The 21,865-nt window shown below is 62.0% G+C and carries 21 protein-coding genes; 9 read left to right on the forward strand and 12 right to left on the reverse strand.

From position 1 onward, the window contains the following. Nucleotides 1–65: 65 nt before the first annotated feature. The 6 genes from ABOC32_RS17530 to ABOC32_RS17555 form a co-directional block, all read right to left on the reverse strand. A complete protein-coding gene (locus tag ABOC32_RS17530) occupies nucleotides 66–239 on the reverse strand; it encodes a hypothetical protein (protein WP_176393928.1) in 174 nt (57 codons plus the stop codon). A gap of 126 nt (nucleotides 240–365) precedes the next feature. Further along, nucleotides 366–836 (reverse strand): Lrp/AsnC family transcriptional regulator, encoded by a 471-nt coding sequence (locus ABOC32_RS17535; RefSeq protein WP_198753502.1) that lies wholly within the window; start codon nucleotides 834–836, stop codon nucleotides 366–368. A 20-nt stretch (nucleotides 837–856) separates the two neighbouring features. Continuing rightward, entirely contained in the window at nucleotides 857–2,152 is a 1,296-nt protein-coding gene (locus ABOC32_RS17540) for an NAD(P)/FAD-dependent oxidoreductase (protein WP_426808157.1), read from the reverse strand. 96 nt (nucleotides 2,153–2,248) lie between these two features. Further along, nucleotides 2,249–3,088: an ABC transporter substrate-binding protein gene (locus ABOC32_RS17545; protein WP_426808158.1), complete on the reverse strand. Its 840-nt coding sequence runs from the start codon at nucleotides 3,086–3,088 to the stop codon at nucleotides 2,249–2,251. A gap of 60 nt (nucleotides 3,089–3,148) precedes the next feature. Then, entirely contained in the window at nucleotides 3,149–3,913 is a 765-nt protein-coding gene (locus ABOC32_RS17550) for an amino acid ABC transporter ATP-binding protein (protein WP_426811620.1), read from the reverse strand. A gap of 15 nt (nucleotides 3,914–3,928) precedes the next feature. After that, the gene (locus tag ABOC32_RS17555) at nucleotides 3,929–4,894 is read right to left on the reverse strand and encodes an amino acid ABC transporter permease (protein ID WP_426808159.1); all 966 of its coding nucleotides are present in this window, start codon (nucleotides 4,892–4,894) and stop codon (nucleotides 3,929–3,931) included. A 381-nt stretch (nucleotides 4,895–5,275) separates the two neighbouring features. On the opposite strand from ABOC32_RS17555, the gene ABOC32_RS17560 reads away from it, so the two are divergent. Both ABOC32_RS17560 and ABOC32_RS17565 read left to right on the forward strand, forming a co-directional pair. Next, the gene (locus ABOC32_RS17560; RefSeq protein WP_426811621.1) at nucleotides 5,276–6,400 is read left to right on the forward strand and encodes an MFS transporter; all 1,125 of its coding nucleotides are present in this window, start codon (nucleotides 5,276–5,278) and stop codon (nucleotides 6,398–6,400) included. Between the two features lie 37 nt (nucleotides 6,401–6,437). Then, a complete protein-coding gene (locus ABOC32_RS17565) occupies nucleotides 6,438–7,085 on the forward strand; it encodes an alpha/beta hydrolase (protein ID WP_426808160.1) in 648 nt (215 codons plus the stop codon). A gap of 182 nt (nucleotides 7,086–7,267) precedes the next feature. On the opposite strand, the gene ABOC32_RS17570 is transcribed toward ABOC32_RS17565, so the two are convergent. Beyond that, the gene (locus tag ABOC32_RS17570; protein WP_234228644.1) at nucleotides 7,268–8,149 is read right to left on the reverse strand and encodes a LysR family transcriptional regulator; all 882 of its coding nucleotides are present in this window, start codon (nucleotides 8,147–8,149) and stop codon (nucleotides 7,268–7,270) included. A 170-nt stretch (nucleotides 8,150–8,319) separates the two neighbouring features. Here ABOC32_RS17570 and ABOC32_RS17575 point away from each other — a divergent pair, with 170 nt between their 5' ends. Further along, complete coding sequence (locus ABOC32_RS17575) at nucleotides 8,320–9,963, forward strand: acetolactate synthase large subunit (protein ID WP_426808161.1); 1,644 nt, start codon at nucleotides 8,320–8,322, stop codon at nucleotides 9,961–9,963. 65 nt (nucleotides 9,964–10,028) lie between these two features. Here the strand turns inward: ABOC32_RS17575 and ABOC32_RS17580 are convergent, their stop codons facing one another. Both ABOC32_RS17580 and ABOC32_RS17585 read right to left on the reverse strand, forming a co-directional pair. Beyond that, entirely contained in the window at nucleotides 10,029–12,569 is a 2,541-nt protein-coding gene (locus ABOC32_RS17580) for an HWE histidine kinase domain-containing protein (RefSeq protein ID WP_426808162.1), read from the reverse strand. A 98-nt stretch (nucleotides 12,570–12,667) separates the two neighbouring features. After that, the gene (locus tag ABOC32_RS17585) at nucleotides 12,668–13,459 is read right to left on the reverse strand and encodes a response regulator transcription factor (protein WP_426808163.1); all 792 of its coding nucleotides are present in this window, start codon (nucleotides 13,457–13,459) and stop codon (nucleotides 12,668–12,670) included. 194 nt (nucleotides 13,460–13,653) lie between these two features. Here ABOC32_RS17585 and ABOC32_RS17590 point away from each other — a divergent pair, with 194 nt between their 5' ends. After that, complete coding sequence (locus ABOC32_RS17590; RefSeq protein ID WP_426808164.1) at nucleotides 13,654–15,018, forward strand: APC family permease; 1,365 nt, start codon at nucleotides 13,654–13,656, stop codon at nucleotides 15,016–15,018. Between the two features lie 12 nt (nucleotides 15,019–15,030). Next, nucleotides 15,031–16,134 (forward strand): P1 family peptidase, encoded by a 1,104-nt coding sequence (locus tag ABOC32_RS17595; protein ID WP_426811622.1) that lies wholly within the window; start codon nucleotides 15,031–15,033, stop codon nucleotides 16,132–16,134. Nucleotides 16,135–16,313: 179 nt separating this feature from the next. Here ABOC32_RS17595 and ABOC32_RS17600 read toward each other — a convergent pair whose 3' ends face one another. Further along, complete coding sequence (locus ABOC32_RS17600; protein ID WP_426808165.1) at nucleotides 16,314–17,234, reverse strand: LysR family transcriptional regulator; 921 nt, start codon at nucleotides 17,232–17,234, stop codon at nucleotides 16,314–16,316. A gap of 104 nt (nucleotides 17,235–17,338) precedes the next feature. Here ABOC32_RS17600 and ABOC32_RS17605 point away from each other — a divergent pair, with 104 nt between their 5' ends. Beyond that, on the forward strand, nucleotides 17,339–18,091 hold the full coding sequence (locus ABOC32_RS17605; RefSeq protein ID WP_426808166.1) for an SDR family NAD(P)-dependent oxidoreductase: 753 nt from the start codon (nucleotides 17,339–17,341) through the stop codon (nucleotides 18,089–18,091). Between the two features lie 139 nt (nucleotides 18,092–18,230). Next, nucleotides 18,231–18,848 (forward strand): dTMP kinase, encoded by a 618-nt coding sequence (locus ABOC32_RS17610; RefSeq protein WP_426808167.1) that lies wholly within the window; start codon nucleotides 18,231–18,233, stop codon nucleotides 18,846–18,848. A gap of 179 nt (nucleotides 18,849–19,027) precedes the next feature. Here the strand turns inward: ABOC32_RS17610 and ABOC32_RS17615 are convergent, their stop codons facing one another. Both ABOC32_RS17615 and ABOC32_RS17620 read right to left on the reverse strand, forming a co-directional pair. Further along, nucleotides 19,028–19,282: a type B 50S ribosomal protein L31 gene (locus ABOC32_RS17615; protein ID WP_086979211.1), complete on the reverse strand. Its 255-nt coding sequence runs from the start codon at nucleotides 19,280–19,282 to the stop codon at nucleotides 19,028–19,030. A 76-nt stretch (nucleotides 19,283–19,358) separates the two neighbouring features. Beyond that, nucleotides 19,359–19,796 carry a DUF4440 domain-containing protein gene (locus ABOC32_RS17620; protein WP_426808168.1) on the reverse strand — a complete coding sequence of 146 codons (438 nt, stop codon included), beginning with the start codon at nucleotides 19,794–19,796 and terminating at the stop codon, nucleotides 19,359–19,361. Between the two features lie 153 nt (nucleotides 19,797–19,949). On the opposite strand from ABOC32_RS17620, the gene ABOC32_RS17625 reads away from it, so the two are divergent. Continuing rightward, entirely contained in the window at nucleotides 19,950–21,296 is a 1,347-nt protein-coding gene (locus ABOC32_RS17625; protein ID WP_426808169.1) for a dihydroorotase, read from the forward strand. 30 nt (nucleotides 21,297–21,326) lie between these two features. Continuing rightward, a complete protein-coding gene (gene dksA, locus ABOC32_RS17630) occupies nucleotides 21,327–21,731 on the forward strand; it encodes an RNA polymerase-binding protein DksA (RefSeq protein WP_426808170.1) in 405 nt (134 codons plus the stop codon). The last annotated feature ends 134 nt before the right edge of the window (nucleotides 21,732–21,865 follow it).

Here is a 21,865-nt window from a genome sequence, read left to right on the forward strand (position 1 = left end):
ATCATAGTCAATCTTTGACGGCAACGTCGAGGAAGCTGAACGGCTTCCTCGCACGACTGCCGGGGTCAGGCGGGTTCTGCCACCGGGCTGGCAAAGGCCTCGGGAGCGGCTTGAAGACGGGCCTGCAACTGGTCAACGTAGGCTTGGGCATGATGGATGTCAGCAAACGACACGGGGTGCCCGTCGATGATCACTTTGCAGCCTGCGTCCTGCTCGTTGCGTACGATTTCAATCTTCATGCCGGCTCCTTGATGTTGTTCTGGCGCGGGCGAGAATAGCTTGATTAGCTGCCTAATGAAAATGAAATAACCGCTCTAGCAAGCTGCTTACAGCCTTTTTCAGATCTGCCCAAGGCAGCGGAGGGATTACAAGGTCAGCTTCTTGCTGAACTTGGTTTCCATGACAATGTGCGAGGCCGTATGCGTGACGCCCTTGATCATGTTGATGCGGGTCAGCTCGGCATTGAGCTCGCCCAGGGTATGGGTGGTCAGGTGGATGATGAAGTCCATTTCGCCCGACACTGCATACACGGCCTGCACCGAGTCCATCTTGCGCAAGGTGGTCATGACATCGGTGTAGCTCTTGTTGCTGCACGAGGTCATGGTGAAGCAGTTGATCACCTGTTGCAGCTTGTCCTGGTCGATGCGCACGCTGTAGCCGGTAATCACCCCGGCGTTTTCCAGGCGGTTGATGCGCTCCTGTACCGCCGAACGCGACACGCCCAGCTTGCGCGCGAGCGAAGCGGTAGGCTCGCGGGCGTTGGCCTGCAGCAGCCCCAGCAGTTGCCGGTCTTTTTCGGTCAGTTTGAACAGTGCGCCGGGCGGAAGGGCGTCCATGGTGATTCCTGGTGATTGTTCTAGTTGTCGTACTGCGCGCGGGCTTCCTGGAACCTGTCCATCAGCTTCAACCCGGCATACACCGTTTGCGCCGCAGCGGGTCCGAACGGCCCGCCGTTCCATTGCAGGCCATAGGCGTCGAACAGGCGGTAGCGGTCGCTTTCGCCACAGATCGCCTCGGCGACCACCCGCGCGCCCACAGGTGCGGTGTTCATACCATGGCCCCCAAATGAAGTACAGGCCCACAGCCCCGGCCCCAGGGGGCCGATGTGGGGCATCTTGTGGCGGGCGTAACCCATCAGCCCGGACCAGGCCTTGGCGATTTTCAAACCCTGCAACTGTGGGTACACGCTGAGGATGTCTCGGCTCAGCAACTGGCCCAGGCGCTGTTCGTCCTGCAGGTTGCGCGTGGTGATATGGCCGCCCCACAGCAGGCGGTCACCCTCGACGATGCGGTAGTAGTCCGAGGCGCGACGGTTGTCGCCGACCGCGTCCGTGGTACGTATTACATCACGCAGGCGCGCACCCAGGTGCTCGGTCAGCACTACATAAGTGGCAATAGGCAGGAACGCCCGGCGCAGTTGGCCGAACTCGGGGCCACCGTAGCCACCGCAGCAGTACACCACATCGGTGCAGGTCACCGCACCTTGGGCGGTGCTCACGCGGTGACGGCCGGCTCTGCGTTCTACCTGCAGCATCGGCGACTGTTCGTGGATGCGGCCACCGGCAATCTCGACCAGCTCAGCCAGGCCAAGGCAGTAGTTCAGTGGGTGGAAGTGAAAGCCATGGCTGTCGCGCAAGCCCTGAAAGTAGCGGTCGGTGTTCAGGCGGCTGCGCAGTGCCTGGGTATCCAGGTATTCCAGGTTGAAATCGAAGTCGCGGGCCATGCGGTCGCGGGTGCGCTGGAGGTTGTCGGCGTCGTTGTAGCGCACCACGCTGAGCTTGCCGGTGGTTGCGGCGCAGCCTGGCAGCTGGTGCTGCGCGATGGTGTCGCGGACGATATCGACGCCCTCCAGCGATAACCGGAACAAGGCAGCGGCGGTCTGCCTGCCGCAACGCCGCTCGATCGCCGACAGCCCTTCGGACCAACCCTGCAGCACAAAGCCGCCATTGCGCCCGGAGGCGCCCCAGGCCACCCGCGCCGCCTCCAACACCACCACCGAGCGCCCACGCGCCAGCAGCTCGCGGGCCACGCTAAGGCCTGCCAGGCCGCCACCAATCACGCATGCATCGGCCCGGGTTTCACCGGCCAACGCGGCACGCTGCGGGGCAGGGCGCATGGTCCCGGTGTAGTAGTTGTTGCTGTAGCTGGGCATCGGCTGGGTCATCCTTTTACTGGGCGCTGCAGTTTTGCGGGCATGAGGGGGCCGCACGCCCTTCAGGGAAAGGGCGCCGGCTTGCGGGTAACGGAATTACTGCACTTGTGTGAGGTCGGCGCCGTACCATTTCTCGGACAGCTGCTTCAGCGTGCCGTCGGCCTTCATATCGTCGACGGCCTTGGCCAGTTCAGCGTTGAATGCGTCGTCGCCCTTGTCGGTGGCAATGGCCAGTGGCTCGTAATAAGCGGGCTTGCCCTGCACCGGGGCAATCGGGTAACCGGCCTTGATCGCGCCCATGATGGTTGGCAGCGCCGACAGGGTGGCATCCAGGCGGGTGCCGTTGCCTATGCGCAGGTCGTCCAGCGGGCCCATGCTGTCGCCGTAGGTTTGCACATCACCCGGCTCCACGCTGTAGCTGAAGGCGGGCACGTCCGCTGCATCGATCTTCAGCCGGCGGTTGATGTAGTCCTCTGAGGTGGTCCCAGCCTCGACGCCGATGGTCTTGCCATTGAGGTCGGCAGCGCTGGCGCCGGCGGCGTCCTTGTGCACGGCGAACACGTACGGGGTGTAGTAGTAGATGGCCGGGAAGTCGAGCACCCGGCCACGCTCGGTGGTGGGGGTCATCGAGCCAACCGACAGGTCCCAGCGGCTGGCCCAGCGCCCGGCGGTGATGATGCCGTATTCAGGGGTGACGAACGCCACCTTGGTGCCCAGGCGTTTGCCAATCTCGTTGGCCACATCAATGTCGAAGCCCTTGAGGGTGTTGTCTTCACCAAGGAACGACTGCGGTGGCCAGTTGGCGGCAGTGGCCACTTTCATGACCTTGCTCTGGTGGATGCGATCAAGTGTGGCACCGGCCCATGCGGCGCCTGCCATCAAGGTCAGGCTGCCGGCAACGGCGGTCAGGGCGAACAAGCGAGCGACTGGGTTCATTCGGTAAGTCTCCGGGCATGCAATTGTTGTTGTGGTGTTGGCACAGCGGTAGACACAGGCTCAGTGGCTGAGGATCTGCGAGAGGAACTCCCTGGCGCGCGCATGGCGAGGGTTGTCGAAGAACTCGTTGGGCCGGCCTTGTTCGATCACCTGGCCCTGGTCCATGAAGATGATGCGGTCGGCCACCCGGCGGGCAAAGCCCATTTCGTGGGTAACGCACAGCATGGTGATGCCGTCCTGGGCCAGCTCACCCATAACGTCGAGCACCTCCTTGACCATTTCCGGGTCCAGCGCCGAGGTGGGTTCGTCGAACAGCATGATGCGCGGCTTCATGCACAGCGCACGGGCAATGGCCACACGCTGTTGCTGGCCACCGGAAAGCTGCCCGGGGAACTTGTTGGCCTGGCTGGCGATACGCACCCGGTCCAGGTACTCCAGCGCCAGAGTGCGGGCCTCGGGTTCGCTGAGCTTGCTGACCAGGCGCGGGCCGAGCATCAGGTTTTCCAGCACGGTCAGGTGCGGGAACAGGTTGAACTGCTGGAACACCATGCCCACCTGACGGCGGATGGCTGCGACGCTAGCCGCATCGCGGTTCAGCGGGTTGCCGGCGATCAGCACCTGACCTTTCTGGAAGTCTTCCAGCAGGTTCAGGCAGCGGATCAACGTGGATTTGCCCGAGCCGGAAGGCCCGCACACCACCACGATCTCGCCGCTGGCGATCTCCAGGTCGATGCCCTTGAGCACATGAAACTCGCCGTACCATTTCTGCAAGCTGCGAATCGACACGGCGGCCTGGGCGGCAGCGGGGGTGAAAGGCTGGTTCATCATGGGGCTCCTCGATCAACGGTGGGCGCGGTCGAAACGCTTTTCCAGGCGCGCCTGCACGGTTTCGAGCAGGATCGACAGTACCCAGTACAGGACGGCGGCGGTGATCAGCATTTCCAGGTGGCGAAACTCCGCGCGGCCCTGGGTGCGGGCGAGGAACATCAGTTCCCACACACCGATCACCGACACCAGCGAGCTGTCCTTGAGCATGGAGATGAACTGGTTGCCGGTGGGCGGAATGATCAGCCGCATCGACTGCGGCAGGATCACCCGGGTCATGGCCTGGAAGGGCGTCAGGCCGATCGCCCGCGAGGCTTCCCACTGCCCGCGCGGGATGCTGCTGATGCCGGCGCGGAAGATTTCCGTCATGTAAGCGCCGTAGCACAGCGACAACGCCAGGATGCCCGCCGGCACGGCACCGACCACATAGCCGAGCTGGGGAATGCCGAGGTAGATCAGGTAGATCTGGATGAGCAGCGGCACACCGCGGAAGAATGAGGTGTAGAAGCTGGCAATGGCGATGGCGAAACCGTTGGACGATAGCCGTGCAGTAGCCCCCAGCAGCGCCAGGACGAAGGCGATGGCGATCGAGAGGGTAGACACGTAGACGGTGGTGAACACCCCTTGGGTGATCATGAAGCCGACCTTGGTAGCGATGAAACTGTACGACAGGTCGAAGGTGTCGAAGAACAGCAGGAACAGCAGCAACAGTTCGCACCAGACCGTGATCACCTGGGCCCGTAGCGGAAAGCGACCCAGGATGAACAGGTTCAGTGCCAGCGTCACGGCCAAGGTGCCGGCCACGGCGGCGTTGCGTAGCAGCGGTGCCTGCAGGTCGAGCACGATCGGGCCCATCAGCCGGGCCAGGCTACCGTCACCCACGCCGTAGAGCAGGGCGAGGGCGAATATCACGGCGGCGACCATGCCCATGAATGCCGGGTTGTCGGTCGCACGGGGTTTGACGATGTGGTCTCTGTACATGGGGGTCGTGCCTCACGGAGCTGGGCTCGTTTGTTGTTGTGGGGTCATTGTAGGGAGGCGAAGCGCAGGCAAGAACCTGTCGAATCGCAACAAGTACGCAGTTTTTTTTGGTAATTACCTAGGCTAGACCCTGACATTTGCAGCTGAATGCCTGCGAGATAGTTACCGTCCCATCGGCATGAGTACAAATGTACTCCTGACAGGTTCAGCGCGGCCTACCCGGCGCATAGCTGATATGCCGGGATTCTATGGCAGCCTGTATGCCTGCTCTTTTAGACTGCCGCCTGCGTGTGCCGACATCCGGCCCGCTTGGTCGATAAGGTTGTTTGCGTGAATGCTGGCGTACGTTTTCCTGGCCCCTTGGGCATTTTCTGGCTGGGCCTGCTGCAAATCCTGGTGTGGGGTGGTTCGTTCTTCCTGCTGGCGGTGATGGGCAAACCGATCCTGCGCGAGACCGGCTGGGACAGCGGCTGGGTGTATGGAGCGCTGTCGCTGGGCCTGATGGTTTCGGCGTTGCTGGCGCCGCTGTCCAGCCGCCTGGTGGCGCGCTATGGCGGGCGCCCTCAACTGGCCGCCAGCGGTGTGGTGGTGGGGTTGGGCCTGCTGGTGGTTGCCAGCTGCCACAGCCTGCAAGTGTTCCTGCTGGCCTGGGTGATCATCGGCGTGGGAATGGCAATGGGGCTGTATGAGGCGCTGTTTGCCACCCTCGGCGCCTTGTATGCGGAACGGGCGGGCCGGGCGATTACCGGCATTACCCTGATTTCCGGGTTCGCCACCACTGTGACCTGGCCGATCGTGGCCCTGGCCATCGAACATCTGGGCTGGCGCGCGGCCTGTACGGCCTATGCGCTGGTGCTGATCGTTGCGGTGGCGCCGCTGTACCTCTGGGTGTTGCCGGCAGGCCAGCCGCAGCGCAAGGCCCAGGGCGTGACAGCGACGAGCGATCTGCCTGTCGACCGTCGTCTGTACTGGCTGCTGACGGCAATCTTCGCCATTGGCGCGATCATCATGACTGCCGTTTCGGTGCAACTGGTGTCGGTACTGCAGGGCCAGGGCCATTCGCTGGCGGCTGCCATTGGCCTGAGTGCCTTGCTCGGGCCAAGCCAGGTGGCGTCGCGGGTACTGCAGATCATCGCCGGCAAGCGCCACCCGATCTGGACTGCACTGGTGTCATCGGTGCTGGTTGCCGTCGGCCTGACGCTGGTGGCCGTGGCGCCGGGGGTGACCGCGCTGGGCTTGCTGCTGTATGGCTCCGGCAATGGCCTGCGCGCCATTGTCAGGGGGCTGTTGCCGCTGGCCCTGATGCCGCCAGCCCAGTATGTTGCGCTGATGGGCAAGATGTCGCGCCCATCGTTGGTTGGCCAGGCACTGACGCCCTTGGTGGGTGGCTACCTGTTCCAGCACTTCGGCGCGATGGGGGTGCTGGCAACGCTGTCGGCACTTGCATTGACCAGTGTCGTGCTGGTGTTGCTGGTGATGCGCAGCCTCCCGCAGGAAACGGCGTGATCAGGCGCCACACATTTGGCTAGCAAGGATGAAAACGATGGCGGATGCACCACGTAACCCGTTGCTTATCGATGGGCCGGCCGGCCAGATCGAGTTGCTGATCGACCACCCGACCGGGCCGCCCAAGGGCGTGGTGCTGGTCAGCCACCCACAACCGCTGCTGGGCGGTAGCCCGCGCCATATCGTGCCGCTGACCCTGGCGCGGCAGCTGTGCGCAGCCGGTTGGCAGGTGGTGCGGCCGAGTTTTCGTGGGGTAGGGCAGACGCAAGGTGAGCACGACGAGGGCATCGGCGAAGCGCAAGACTGCATTGCAGTCATCCGTCACTTCAGCCGGGAGTTGCCTGAGCTACCGATAGCCTTGGTAGGGTTTTCTTTTGGGGCCTATGTGTTCGCCCGTGTGGCCTGTGCGCTGGAAGGGCAGTTGCAGGCAGTGGCGTTGCTGGGGCTGCCGGTGGGTGATGTACCAGGCGGGCGATATTACGAGCCATTGCCAGTGCCTGCGGATTGCCTGCTGCTGCATGGCGAACAGGATGAAATGGCGCCGCTGGCCAACCTGTTGCAATGGGCTGGCCCGGAGCAACGGGCGGTGTCGGTGTATGCAGGTGCCAACCACTTTTTCAAGGGCTGCCTGGGGCGGGCGGCTGAGCAGGTGATCGCTCACCTGGCGTTGAAAACCGCGGGGTGATGCGCCCTCCTCAGCTTGGCGCATCACCCTGTAGGAGCAGCCTTGTGCTGCGAAGAGGCCGGTGATGCTAAAGACTTTCTTCGGCCTTAATGGACTCTTCGCAGCACAAGGCTGCTCCTACAGGGTTTGTGTTTGCCTTGAAGTCGGGGCTTCAGCCGCGAAAGGGCCGGAACAGGCCAGCCTCAACGCTCCAGGTAATGCGTCTGCGCAGCAAAGTCGATGAACCGCTTGCTGGCCAGCGAAAGATACTCCCCCGAACGCCAGCACAAGCGGAAACTCATCAGCTGCGCAGGCCGGAACGGCACACCGACGATGCCCGGCGTGCGCTGTTGCACCGAGCGCAGCAGGGTCGCCACGCCCATGTTGTCCAGCGCGGCCTGCACCACCAGCGAGACGAAGTTGCTCTGCAATGCTACCTGGTAGGTAATGCCATGTTCGGCGAAGAACGCGTCCAGCAGGTGACGTTGAACGAACGTGCGGTCGAACACGACCATGTCGGTATTGCGCAGGTCTTCCGCCGTGAGGAAAGCCTTGCCGGCATAGGGGTGGTCGGGGTGCATGCACGCCAGCATCTCGTCACTGCCCAGCAGGATCGATTCCTTGTCGGGGGGCACGCGCCTGGACTCCAGCAGTGCCAGGTCGATTTCACGTTGTTCCAGGCGATGGCCAATGTCCTCGGCACTGCCTTCGAACACGGTCATGGCAATGCCGGGAAACAGCCGGCGGAAGGCGTTCATCAAACCGGGTACATAGTGCAGGCCGAACATGGGCGGGATGCCCAGGCGCACTTCGCCGCGTTTCAGGTCGGCCATGTCACGCAGCTCTTGCCGGGCAACATCCATCTCGCGCAGCGCTGACGCAATGCGTGGCAGGAACTGTTCGCCCTCGGCGGTAAGGATGACTTTGCGCGTGGTGCGGTTGAACAGGGTCACGCCCAGTTCTTCTTCCAGCCGGGTTACGGCCATGCTCAGCGCTGGCTGGGCAATGTGCAAATGCTGCGCTGCCTTGGTGAAGCTGCCTTGGCGGACAATCTCGACGCAGCAGCGCAATGCCTTGAGGTTCATTGAGGCGTTCTACCATTCATAACGAACTGTGATGCTAAGCATCATAACAATATATTTATTATTATTAACCAGAGGGCCTACGATGCGCGCCACTGAGACATCCTGCAACATCTCAGTCACGCAGCGAAATAAAGCTGCAATCCCACAAAGATTTTGAGGTAGTACCCCAAATGGCCAAGGCCGCCGATGTCGTTGTGCAATGCCTGGAAAACGAAGGTGTCGAGTATGTGTTCGGCATTCCTGGTGAGGAAAACCTCGACCTGCTCGAATCCCTGCGCAAGTCGAAGATCAAGCTGGTACTGACCCGTCACGAGCAGTCTGCAGGCTTCATGGCTGCCACCTACGGCCGCCTGACCGGCAAGACCGGCGTCAGCCTGTCGACCCTCGGCCCTGGCGCCACCAACCTGGTCACCGCCAGCGCCTACGCCTACCTGGGCGGCATGCCGATGATGATGATCACCGGGCAGAAGCCGATCAAGAAGTCCAAGCAGGGCCGCTTCCAGATCATTGACGTGTGCGGCATGATGGACCCCATCACCAAGTACACCCACCAGTTCGCCTCGGCCGACAACATCCCGTCGCGCATGCGCGAAGCCTTCCGCCTGGCCGAAGAAGAAAAGCCGGGTGCGGTACACCTGGAGCTGCCAGAAGACATCGCTGCCGAGCAGACCGATGCACTGCCGATCCCGCGCAGCCTGCACCGCCGCCCGCTGGCCGAACACGTGGCCATCGAAGCTGCCGTCGAGAAGCTGAAGAACGCCCGTAACCCGATCCTGGTAATCGGCGCTGGCGCCAACCGCAAGATGACCGCCAAGGTCCTCAAGCAGCTGATCGACAAGACCGGCATCCCGTTCATCACCACCCAGATGGGTAAAGGTGTGGTCGACGAGCGTCACCCGCGCTTCCTGGGTAACGCTGCATTGTCGTCGGGTGACTTCGTGCACCGCGCGGTTGAAGCTGCCGACCTGATCATCAACATCGGCCACGACGTGATCGAGAAGCCGCCGTTCTTCATGGTCCGTGGCGGCACCGAAGTCATCCACATCAACTTCCGCTCTGCCGAAGTCGATGCCGTGTACTTCCCGCAGGTGGAAGTGATCGGCGACATCGCCAACGCCGTATGGCAGATCAGCGAAGCGCTGAACGACACGTCGCACTGGGACTTCACCCGCCTGATGGCCATCCGTGAAGCCAACGAAGCGCAGATCGCCGAAGGGGGTGATGACAACCGCTTCCCGGTCTACCCGCAGCGCCTGGTTGCCGACATCCGTCGCGTACTGCCGTCCGAAGGCATCGTTGCCCTGGACAACGGCATCTACAAGATCTGGTTCGCCCGTAACTACAAGGCGCACAAGCCGAACACCGTGTTGCTGGACAACGCCTTGGCGACCATGGGCGCCGGCCTGCCATCGGCCATGGCGGCGCACCTGGTGCACCCGGACCGCCCGGTGATCTCCGTGTGTGGTGATGGCGGCTTCATGATGAACAGCCAGGAGCTGGAAACCGCAGTGCGCCTGGGCATGCACATCACCGTGGTGATCCTGCGTGACGACGGCTACGGCATGATCCGCTGGAAGCAGGCCAACATGGGCTTCACCGATTTCGGCCTGGACTACGGCAACCCGGACTTCGTCAAATACGCCGAAGCCTACGGTGCCAACGGCCACCGCGTGGAAAGCGCCGAGGGCCTGCTGCCACTGCTGGAGCACTGCATCAAGACCCCAGGCGTGCACGTGATCGACTGCCCGGTCGATTACAGCGAGAACGACCGCATCCTCAACAGCGAGCTGCGTGAGCGCGCGCTGGCGGTATAAGCCTTAAGGTACGGCGCCAGCGCAAGGCTGGCGCCTTTTCCTGTTTAGCGGCCTGGTATCGCCTTTCAGTGATCCAGCAGGCCCTGCAGGCTGGCCAGGATGCTGTTGGCGTCGTAAGGCTTGCGTGTTACGGGGACCCCTTTCAAGTGCTCGGGAATGCTGATGCCGTCGCCATAGCCGGTGGCAAACAGGAATGGAACCTGACGGCGTACCAGTTCATCGGCCACGGAGATGGATGTGCCGGTGCCCAGGTTGACATCCAATATCGCAGCATCCGGTGTGCGGCTGGCAAGCAGTTGCATTGCCTCACCCTCGGAACTTGCGGTGATCACGTCCTTGATCTGCGCATCGTTGAGTATCTGCTCCAACCCTACTGCAATGACCAGTTGATCCTCGAGGATCAGCACGCATAAGCCTGCCCGTGTGGCAAACGTATTGTCTGCCCGGGCCATGACCGCGGCCGGGACAGCGGGCTCGAACGTTTCCGCGACGGTAAGGTGCCTGGCAGGAATCCTGAAAAAGCCTTGCAGGCCGTCGGGGTAGTATTCCACCGTGCTGTTGCCGCCCAGGTCAAAGGGGATGCTGCGGTCTATCAGTACCGAACCGAAGCCTCTACGGCTCGGCGGGCGTACCGTTGGCCCGCCACGTTCACGCCAGCTGATTGTGCACGCGTTCGCGGCATCGATTTCCCAACTCACCGAAAGCTTGCCGCTAGCCCGCGACAGCGCACCATACTTGGCTGCGTTGGTGGCCAGTTCGTGCAGCACCAAGGCCATGACCGAGTAGGCGCGCGCATCGAGGATCACGTTGGGGCCCTGTAGCTCGATCACGCCGGCAGCCGTGCGATAGGGCGAAAGCTCGGCCTCCAGCAACATCGCCAGGCGCCCGCCACCATCACCGCGCACGACCTGGTCGTGGGCCAGGGACAATGCCTGGATACGCCCTTTGAGCGTTGCCACATAGTCTTGCAGTGTCTGGCTCTCCGAGGTCGGGTGGGCAACCAGCGCACCAATCAGCGACAGGATGTTCTTGACCCTGTGGTTGAGCTCTTCGTTGAGGATGCGCTGACGTACCTCGGCCTTCGAGCGCTCGCTGGCCAGCAGCTCGCTGTTGTGCAGCACCACTTCGACAATGGCGGTACGGATGGCATCGCCAAACTGGCGATCCTGTTCGGTCCAGGGCAGGGACTGCTGGTGAACGGTTTCTTTCCAGATGCAGAAGCTTTTGCGTGGGGTCAGGCGATCGCCCAGTGCGCCGCTGTCATAGGTCTTGTTCGGGTCCCCGGCCCAGTCGAGCGTCTCGATGACCTCCTTGCGGAAGAAGATCAGGTAATCCCTTGGCTGCTGCGACATCGGGATGATCAGCACGCCAGACACATCGGTGAAGTACGCCTTGGCAGATGGATGCACCATCGACAGGCGGTTGGACGCCCATGTACGGCCATCGGAGACCATATCGGCCAGGCGCAGCAGGTCGGGCACGGCCGCTTTGGGTGGGGCCAGGCCGGCTGATGACCAGCGGCCTTGCAGCGACATACCGATGCCATCGCTCGGGATCAGCGACATGAATAGCGGCAGGCGTGAGTGGAAGAATGCATCCAGGTCGGCTGCCTGGTTGGCATCGCGCAGCATGCTGTCCAGTGCTTTGTGAACGTGCACGGCGGCTTCGAGCTTTTGCCGGCTGCGCAGGGTCTCGATATGCAACGAGAAAAACTCGCCGAACATCTCGGCGGCTACCCGTTGCCCCATGGCCAGCGTTTGCGGTGCGTAGTGGTGGCAGGCGATCAGCCCCCACAGCTCGCCGTTGACAATGACCGAGATCGACATCGAGGCGCCCACACCCATGTTGCTCAGGTACTCGCAATGAACTGGCGATACACTGCGCAGGTGCGCGTAGGACAGGTCAAGCGGCTCGCCAGATGGATCAAGGACAGGCTCGATGGGCACCGTCTCATACTGGGCATCGGCAATGACCCTGATCGGGTTGCGCAGGTAAAGCGCGCGGGCCTGCTGGGGGATGTCCGAGGCGGGGAAGTACTGGCCCATGAAGCTTTCGAGGTCGCTACGCTTGGCCTCGGCAACCACCTTGCCGGCGCCATCGGCACCCAGCTGGTAGATCATCACCCGGTGGTAACCGAGCACGGCCCGGACAAACCGGGCGGCGTCGCGGAACAGCTTGGTGGTCTGGTCGATTTCGCGCAGCTGGGCAATCAGCGTACGCGCCAGCTCGATGGGCTCGGCGATGCTGGTGCCGGCGGGCTCGAATTCCAGAATTGCCGTACCTTTGAACAGGTGAGTAGCCACATCGAAGGCCTGGCCATTGGGCAGCACCATGCCGAAGCTGAGCGTAGGCCGCGAGGCTTCGCGCGTACGGGCCAACGCATTGCGCAGGGTATGGGCCACCTCATCACCCAGCACCGCATGCAGCTTCTGGCCGTTGATTTCGCCTGTGATACCCAGCAATTGCGAGGCGTTGACCGAATGGCGCAGGACCACGGTTGCCGATGCATCACAGGCCAGCAGGCAGCCGTGGGGCTGGATGCTGCCAGGGATCTGGATGGGTTCGCGGTCGCAATTGGTCAGGTTTACTTGGGTGTCGGAGGTCATTGGCCCGTGCCTATGGGTAAAAAGTAGGCTGCCAGGAGGGCCGCCATCGTCAGCCTAGCAGGCATTGCCCGCGTTGGGCATTTCTGCCCGCTGGCTTTTCAGGCTGATGGGGGCTCTGGTCGTTCGTCTGCGAACCCCAGCTCACGGATGAACATCGAAAACAGTTCAGGATGAGACGAGATGTTCAGCTTGGCGTAAAGGTGGCGCCGGTGCACCTTGATGGTCTCTGGTGAAATGCCCAGCCGTTGTGCCATCGCCTTTGACGAGTAACCGCGCAGGATCAGGCGGGCAATTTCCAGCTCCCGCTCGGACAGCACACCTTGGGCAAACCTGGCCAGGGCATCGCCAACCGGTGCCTGCACGGGCACCGACACACCGCTACGTGCCCAGTGCTGTTGCAACAGCGCCAGCACCCAGGCACTGACCAGGTTGAGCTTGCCCAGCTCTGTTGCATCGAACGCGCGCCGCATGCCCAGCGACAGTGACAACACCCCGTTCGGCAACTGCAACAGAAACTGGACTTCGTCCACCAGCACATGGTCCTGGAAGTAGTTCTGGTAGTAGTCCGTTTGCCAGAAATGGTCCGGGGCTACTTCTTCGAGGTGGTAGCAACCACTGGCCAAGCCTTCGCGTGCCGCCTGGTAGAAGGGGTCGAGCAGATACAACCCGTCCAGGTACAACTCACCCGCTGCAGGCGCTGGTGCTGCATCGTATTCCTCCAGCACCTGTGGGGCGCCCTGGGGAGGGAAGTGCATCGCCAGTGCGTTGTCGAACGGCACCCAATGCCTCAGTACCAGGATCAGCTGACGCCAGAAGCGCGGGGTGCCGATGTGCTCTATCGCCCTGGCCAGGGCGGTGTGACCGGCAACTTCATGAAAGAGAACGTCCACGGCAGCATCCTTGAGAGCAGTAGGGCATTGGCGCCCGCTTTGCTTCAGCTGTCAACCGGGGGTACCCCTTAGTGGGAATTGTCCTGCCGAATGCCGCCGCATAGATTCCATAACCATCAAGCGGGCCGTCGAGCTCGCCACGTTTCGCTTCCTGGTTCTGCCTCTGACACTAACAACAACGTGAGGATGAACAAATGACGTCCTGTAGTGCACCCGCCCCAGAACTCAAACCGACGCTGAGCGTCGCTGATGTAGTCGCAATCACCGTGTCTTCGGTCACACCCGCAAGCTCCGTCTTCGTCATTGCGCCCTTTGCTATCGCCCAGGCCGGTACCGGTGTGATCTGGGCCTTCATGCTGGGGGGTGTGCTGGCGCTGATGTTTGCGCTTTGCTATGCCGAGTTGGGCCGCGCGCACAGTGCAGCGGGCGGTGAGTACGTGTTCGCCAAGCGGGTATTTGGCGGCATGGCCGGTTACGCCACCTTTCTGACCGTACTGGCGATGCTGGTATTCATTCCACCGGTTTTGGCCACAGGGGCTGCCACTTACCTGAATGCAGCGCTAGGCACCCAGCTTGACGGGCAGACGGTGGCCTTGGTGATTGTGGCCCTGGGTTATCTGCTTGGCATCCTCAACATCAAGCTCAATGCGTGGGTAACCGGCACCTGCCTGTTCCTTGAGGTAGCGGCGCTGATGGTGATCGTGGTGCTGGGCTTTGGCCATGCCCAGCAGCCGGTCAGCAGCCTCATCAGCCCGCTGGTACTCGATAACGGCATACTGCACGCGGCACCCTGGGCGCTGGTGATTGGTGCGGTGGGCACTGCGCTGTTCTCTTTCAACGGTTATGGCGGCGCAGTGTTGCTGGCCGAGGACATGAAATGTGGCGGGCGTGGCATCCCCAAGGCAGTGCTGTGGTCACTGGTGCTGGTGGTGGCCATCGAAGTGATCCCGCTGGTTGCGCTGCTGGTGGGGGCACCCTCGCTTGAGGCGATGCTGGCCAGCCCTGACCCCATCGGCTACCTGCTGACGGCCCATGGCAACGAAACGCTGTCGCGGCTGGTTAGCGCCGGGATTTTCCTTTCGGTGTTCAACGCCATCATTGCGCTGGTGATCCAGAGTGGGCGGGTGATCTACAGCAGCGGGCGGGATGCGTTGTGGATGCCGACCCTGAACCGCGCCTTCATCCGCATTCACCCCAAGTGGGAATCGCCCTGGCTGGCCACGCTGTTCCTCGCCGTACCTTCCGCAGCCTTGACGTTCAGTTCCAACCTGTCGGAGCTCACGTCCTTCACTGTACTGCTGATCCTGTGCGTGTACCTGGTGGTCGGCTTGTGCGCGCTGTTCAGCCGGGTACTGCGCCGCGATCGAGAGCACCCTTACCGGATGCCACTGTGGCCACTGCCAGCATTGGCTGCGGTGACAGGTGCCGGGTACCTGTTGACGACCCTGTTGAGCGAGGCTTCAGCCCGGGACATTTTCATCATTCTTGGCATTCTGCTGACCTCCGTGTTGTTGTACGGCACGTATGGCAAGTTGAGCCCGGCCTTCCAGAAACTTTGAGCGAGAGACATGATGCGAGCACGCGACTTCGGTATCACGCTGGGCCTTGGCCGGCCTGGCCCTCACAACGCCATTACCGATGTACCGGGCGTACGGGTTGGCCACGCCACCCTGAACAAGACCCACAACGGCAAGCCTGTGCGCACCGGTGTCAGCGTCATCGAGCCCCGCGACGGCCCAGCGCGTTATCAACCGTGCTTTGCCGGTTGCCATGTACTGAACGGCAATGGCGACGCCACGGGCCTTGAGTGGATTCGTGAAGCGGGCCTGTTGACTACAGCCATTGCCACGACCAATACGCACAGCGTTGGTGTGGTGCGCGACGCACTGATTGCCCATGAGCATGCGACCTTGGCGGACGCATCGACCTACTGGTGCATGCCGGTGGTGATGGAGACCTATGACGGCGTGCTGAACGACATCTGGGGCCAGCATGTGAATGCGGACCTGGTACAACAAGCGCTAGGCGCCGCCCGTGGCGGGCCGGTAACCGAGGGTGCGGTAGGCGGTGGTACCGGCATGATCTGCCATGAATTCAAAGGCGGGATTGGTACTGCGTCGCGGGTATTGCCGGCAGAGCAGGGTAGCTGGACGGTGGGTGCCTTTGTCCAGGCCAACCATGGCCAGCGTCGCGAGCTGCGGGTGGATGGTTATCCCGTAGGCCGGATGTTGCTCGATTTGCCCTCGCCATTTGACCAGCAGGACACCCCTGGCATGGGCTCGATTGTGGTGGTATTGGCCACCGACGCACCGTTGCTGCCGCATCAGTGCCAACGGCTGGCACAACGTGCGGCGCTGGGTATTGCCCGCACGGGGGGCGGTACCGACGATTCCAGCGGCGACATCTTCCTGGCGTTCTCGACAGGCAATACCGGGCTGGCACCTGCCGATTACAACCGCCGCGACCTGCCGATGACCGCGCACGTGGCGATGGTCAACAACGACCATATCTCGCCGCTGTTCGCAGCGGCGGCCGAGGCGGTAGAGGAAGCCATTGTCAACGCGATCCTGGCAGGCAGGCCCATGCAGGCAGCGGACGGACGAGAGGTGGCAGGCCTGGAAGGGCAGCGCTTGCTCGCAGCGCTCAAGCAGATGGGCTGGAAGGCAGAGTTTTGATTATTTCGAGGCAGCCTGAAGCCTGTGCGGCCCCTGTGGGAGCGGGCATGCCCGCGAAAAATCCTGCGCGGTGTATGGCACCGGCTTCGCCGGTGTTCGCGGCTATAGCCGCTCCTACAGGGACTGCATCAGCCTGACGCCTGCGCGGTCCCTGTGGGAGCGGGCAAACTCTTGGATTTTTACCAAGACAGTTGCTCCCAGGCGGGCTCGGACAACCGCTCGACAAAGAAGTCAGCCAATGCCTGTACCTTGCGTGGCCGGCTCCGCGCCGAGGGTGTAACGAAATACAGCCCACCCTGGGTCATGCTCCATTCGGGCAGCACCTTTTCCAGGCGGCCATCCGCCAGGTATTCAGCCGCAATGAACTCCGGGAGCTCGGCGATTGCCAGGCCCGCCAGCAACGGGGCAATCAACGCATCGGCGTTGGTAACCCGCAGTGGCCCACGCGGCGTTACATCCTGTTCCGTGCCGTCGGCATGGGTGAAGCGCCACACCTGGCTGCGGGCGCGATAGGCATAGCTCATGCAGGCATGCTCGGCCAGTTCGCGCGGATGCGCAGGTCGGCCGCGTTCGGCCAGATACCCGGGCGCCGCCAGCAGGTACTGGGTGACCGAACAGATACGCCGTGCCACCAACGATGAATCAGGCAGTGCAGCAATACGCAGTGCGGCGTCGAAACCGTCGGCTACAAGGTCGACGGTGGAGTCTGACAGATGCAGGTCTAGCTCCAGCCCCGGGTAACGTGCCAGCAACTCGGGCAACAACGGCGTGACCCAGCGCAGGCCGAATGACATGGGCACCGCCAGGCGCACCAGCCCCCGAGGCTGCACCGACAGTTCGAGGGCTTCACTTTCCATTTCCTCGGCCTGGCGGTAAAGCGCACTGGCCTGTTCGACCATGCGCTTGCCAAATTCCGTCAGCGACAGCCGGCGCGAAGTGCGGTTGAACAAGCGTCCGCCCAAACGCTCCTCCAGGCGGGTTACCGCGCGTGAAACAGTCGGCACCGACACGCCCATGGCACGTGATGCCGCAGCGTAGGAGCCTTCTTCGGCGACCTTGGCAAACATCGCCAGCCCTTCGAAATCGGGGATTCTTGCCATTTCATATCTGCAATGATGGGTTTCAAATGATTCTATTTTGAAAATATGCGCAGGTCGATACGCTTCTCCCAACAGCAACTCACCTAACCGACGGGAGAAACACCATGAGCAAAAAACTGGAAGGCAAAATCGCATTGGTCACTGGCGGCACTACCGGTATCGGCCTTGCCACTGCAAAACGTTTTGCCGAAGAAGGTGCGTACGTCTATATCACCGGTCGCCGCCAGGCTGAGCTGGACAAGGCGGTCGCACTGGTCGGTAACGCCACCGGCATTGCGGTCGACTCCACCCGGCGCGATCAACTCGATGAACTGTATGCCCGTATCAGCAAGCAACATGGGCAACTGGATGTGCTTTTTGCCAACGCTGGCGGTGGCGCCATGCTGCCACTGGGGGACATCACCGAGGCGCACTATCACGATACCTTCGATCGCAACGTGAAAGGTGTGCTGTTCACCGTGCAAAAGGCGCTGCCGCTGCTGGCGCGCAATGCCTCGATCATTCTTACCGGCTCTACGGCAGGCAGCTCCGGCACTGCAGCCTTCAGCGTCTATTCGGCCTCCAAGGCCGCCGTACGCGCCTTTGCCCGCAGCTGGATCCTCGACCTCAAGGACCGCGGGGTAAGGGTCAACACCCTCAGCCCCGGCGCAACGCGCACCCCCGGTCTTGTCGACCTGGCGGGGCCGGATGCACAGCAGCAGCAAGGCCTGCTGGACTACCTGGCGGCGCAAGTGCCACTGGGCCGGGTAGGGGAGCCGGTTGAAATTGCCAATGCCGCGGTGTTCCTGGCCAGTGACGATGCCAGTTTCGTCAACGGCGCCGAACTGTTCGTCGATGGTGGGCAAGCGCAGGTCTGATTGGCATCTGGAGCGGGGGCGAAGGCGGCAACTGCCGCCTTTCACCTGTGGAGTACAGATGTACTCCTGTCGGGAAATGCTTGAAGGCAAACTGCGATCAATGGTCTTATCCCGCGCCTGAGCCAACTGGTATTGAACGATGAACCGCCCGCTGTTTGTTTCCCTCGATGGGCCCAAGGGCACCGGCAAGACCACGCTGTTGGAGGCCGTTACCCAGGCCTTGAGGCAAGAAGGGAAAAAGGTGATCCGCCTTTGCGAAAAAAAGAACGACCCTTACCGGGGCGAAACCATGGTCCTGGTCAACCAGCTGGCCAGAAGCCCGTGCCAGGATCTGGAGCTCAGGGTATGCGAGCGCTTCGCTGAAAGCCGCGCCTGGATTTCCCGACATGTACTGCCCAGGCAGCCAGCAGACAGCATCATCCTGATTGATCGTTGGTATCCCTCTGATGCCGCGTTCCGCCGCACGGTACCCTTTGACCAGATCTTGCGCCTTAACCTCGAGCGCAATGTGCAGGTGCCCGATTTGCATGTCGGCGTAGTCACAGCCCCTGAAACCTCATGGGCGAGGGCGGCGGCACGCACGCGTGGGCTGGGCAGTACGGTGATCCACAACCTGGATGAGCAGGTGGCCTGTACCGAGGCGTTCGAGCGCGCGGTTGCGGAGCACGGCTGGGTGCTGTGCCGTAATGAGGGCACTGTCGAGGCGGCCGTGCGGCAGCTGGTTGGCGAGATTGATCGAGTGCTTCGAACGCAGTGAGTGCGCGGCGCGCGCGCCCCACACTTGCACCCAAGGCAAACACAAGCCCTTGTAGGAGCAGCCTTGCGCTGCGAAGAGGCCATTGCAGCCGCAGATAGTCTTTAGCCTTACGGGCCTCTTCGCAGCACAAGGCTGCTCCTACAGGAACTGCGCCCATGCTTACGCAAGCAAGTACCTGCTCACCTCGCAGTAAAACCCGCAAACCGCTTGTTGAAGCCAGCCACCCGGCCCTCGGCTTTGGCTTTGCGTTCCTGCCCGGTGTAGATCGGGTGCGAGGCGCTGGAAACGTCCAGCGTGACGTACGGGTAGCTGACACCATCGGTATGCACGTGGGTCCTGTCGGTATCAATGGTCGACCTGATCAGCCAAAAGGCGTTGGCAGCCACATCGTGAAATAGAACGGGGCGGTAGTCGGGGTGAATGCCTGGTTTCATGTAGCGCTCCTAAGAGAATGTTATACGGTAACAATATACTAGCTATAGTTGAGATTGATTTGCAACATCGATCACCTCATGCCTCGATCGATGAGTGATGCCCCGTGATCAACCACTGCTCATCGATATGTTCAAAGGTGAACAGAAACCTCGCCGGTACCACGCGCTGCTTACCGCTTTGGCGATAGACAAAGGTGTAGAGCCCGCCCACAACCACGGTGCCGAGCTTGCGGCTGACGCGCTTCTTGAACACCTGGATGTCACACACCAGCCCGTCGTTGGCCAGAAAGTTCTCGAAATAGTTGCGGCGGCTGTCGTCGCAGTCGCGCACCTGGTTGGACAAGGTCGGCACCAGAATGGCGTCCGGCGCATACAGTGCCAGCACCTTGTCAACGTCACGGGTGGCCACCGTTGCTGCCCACCGATAGAGCGCGGCCTTGGCGCCTGCCAGGCAGGCCATTTCGGTATCGGCATAGGGTTCAGTGTTCACGGGGGAGCCGGGGGATGCGCTCATGGATGCTTACCTGAGATTCACGAGGGATGAGTGGCACGACCATGCTGTCGTGCGATAATGTGTTATAACATAACATTATCGAGGCAGGTTTCAGATCATGTTTCTCAAGCGCGAACAGGTCGTGGCGAGCAGTAAACACAAGGAGACTCATGCATGAGCCGTATCCTTGTCAGAAATGCCCGCCTGGTGAATGAAGGTCAGGTGTTCGATGCGGACGTCCTTGTTGCCTACGGGCGAATCGAGAAAATCGCCGGCAGCATCGATGGCCTGAATACCCCCGTCGAAATCGATGCGCAAGGGCGCTGGCTGGTGCCCGGCATGATCGACGACCAGGTGCATTTCCGCGAACCCGGTGCCGCACACAAGGGCAGCATGGCCAGCGAGTCGCGGGCCGCTGTCGCCGGTGGCATTACCAGTTTCATGGACATGCCCAATACCAACCCGGCGACCTTGACCCTGGCCGCCCTGGACGACAAGAAGGCCCGCGCAGCCGCGTCTTCTGCCGCCAACTATGGCTTTCACTTTGGTGTGAGCAAGGACAACCTTGAGACCGTTGCCAGGCTCGACCCGCAGCAGGTTGCCGGGGTAAAGGTGTTCATGGGGGCCTCTACCGGCGATATGCTGGTGGACGACCCCGTCGTGCTCGAGCGCCTTTTCGCTTGTGTGCCGACGGTTTTGCTGGCGCATTGCGAGCACACGCCATCCATCCTCGACAACGAAGCGCGTTACCGTGAGCAGTTCGGTGATTTCATCCCGTCGGCGATGCACCCGCTCATACGTGATGCGCAAGCCTGCTGGCGCTCGTCCAGCCTGGCCGTGGCGCTGGCGAACAGGTTTGGCACGCGCCTGCATGTGTTGCACCTGACCACGGCCAAGGAGCTGGAACTGTTCCAACCTGGGCCGTTGGCCAGCAAGCTGATCACGGCCGAGGTCTGTGCCCACCACCTGCTGTTTGATGACAGCGACTATGCGCGCCTTGGCAACCTCATCAAATGCAACCCGGCCATCAAGACCCGCACAGACCGCGACGCTTTGCGCCAGGCGCTGCTGTGCGACCGCATCGATGTGATCGGTACAGACCATGCGCCGCATACCCTCGCCGAAAAAAACAGGCCCTACGCGTCGGCACCTTCAGGTTTGCCTCTGGTGCAGCATGCACTGCCGGCGTTGTTCGAGCTGGTCGAGGAGGGTGTGCTGCCCATCACTCAGCTGGTCCGTAAAACCAGCCATGCGGTCGCCGACCTGTTCGCGATCCGCGAGCGTGGCTACCTGCGTGAGGGCTACTGGGCGGACCTGACACTCATCGAGCGCCTCGCCGAGCCACGGCCGGTCAGCCTGGACCCGGTACTTGCCCACTGCCAGTGGACGCCATTCCAGCACCATCGGCTGCGTCATCGTGTGACCACCACGATCGTCTCCGGCCAACTGGCCTGGCATGACCAAAAGCTGAACACGCACTGCCAGGGATTACCGCTGGCGTTCAATGCACAGCGGCGCTAACCCTTCGAATACTGAGCAAGAGTGATTGCAATGACCGAACAGGAACTGCTTTGCATGCCCGCAAAGGCCTATATGGATGCCGTACAGCAGGCATTCTTCCGCGATCTGCTGCTGGCGCAGCGCACCGAGCTACAAGCGCGAATATCCGGCGAGTTCGAACTCATGCGTGAATTCGAGCCAAGCAGCGACCCTTCTGACCTGGGCTCTGTGGAGGAGCAACGCCACTGGCAGCTGCGCCTGCTCGAGCGGGAAAAGAAGCTGCTGGACAAGATCGACGAAGCCCTGGAGCGCATTGCCCGGGGTGAGTACGGGTGGTGCAAGGACACCGGCGAACCCATCGGCCTCAAGCGCCTGCTGCTACGGCCAACGACGACGCTGAGCATCGAGGCCAAGGAGCGGCAGGAACGCAAGGAACGGCACATACGCGAAAGCTGATTCGCATGGCATGGCGAAAGCTGAGCTCGTGGGTGCTGCGCGTACTCTGTGGGAGCGGGCATGCCCGCGAAGAATCCTGCGCGGTGGATGGCACCGGCTTCGCCGGTGTTCGCGGGCATGCCCGCTCCCACAGT

It is taken from the genome of Pseudomonas sp. WOUb67 (assembly GCF_050058005.1).
Lineage (GTDB): Bacteria > Pseudomonadota > Gammaproteobacteria > Pseudomonadales > Pseudomonadaceae > Aquipseudomonas > Aquipseudomonas putida_R.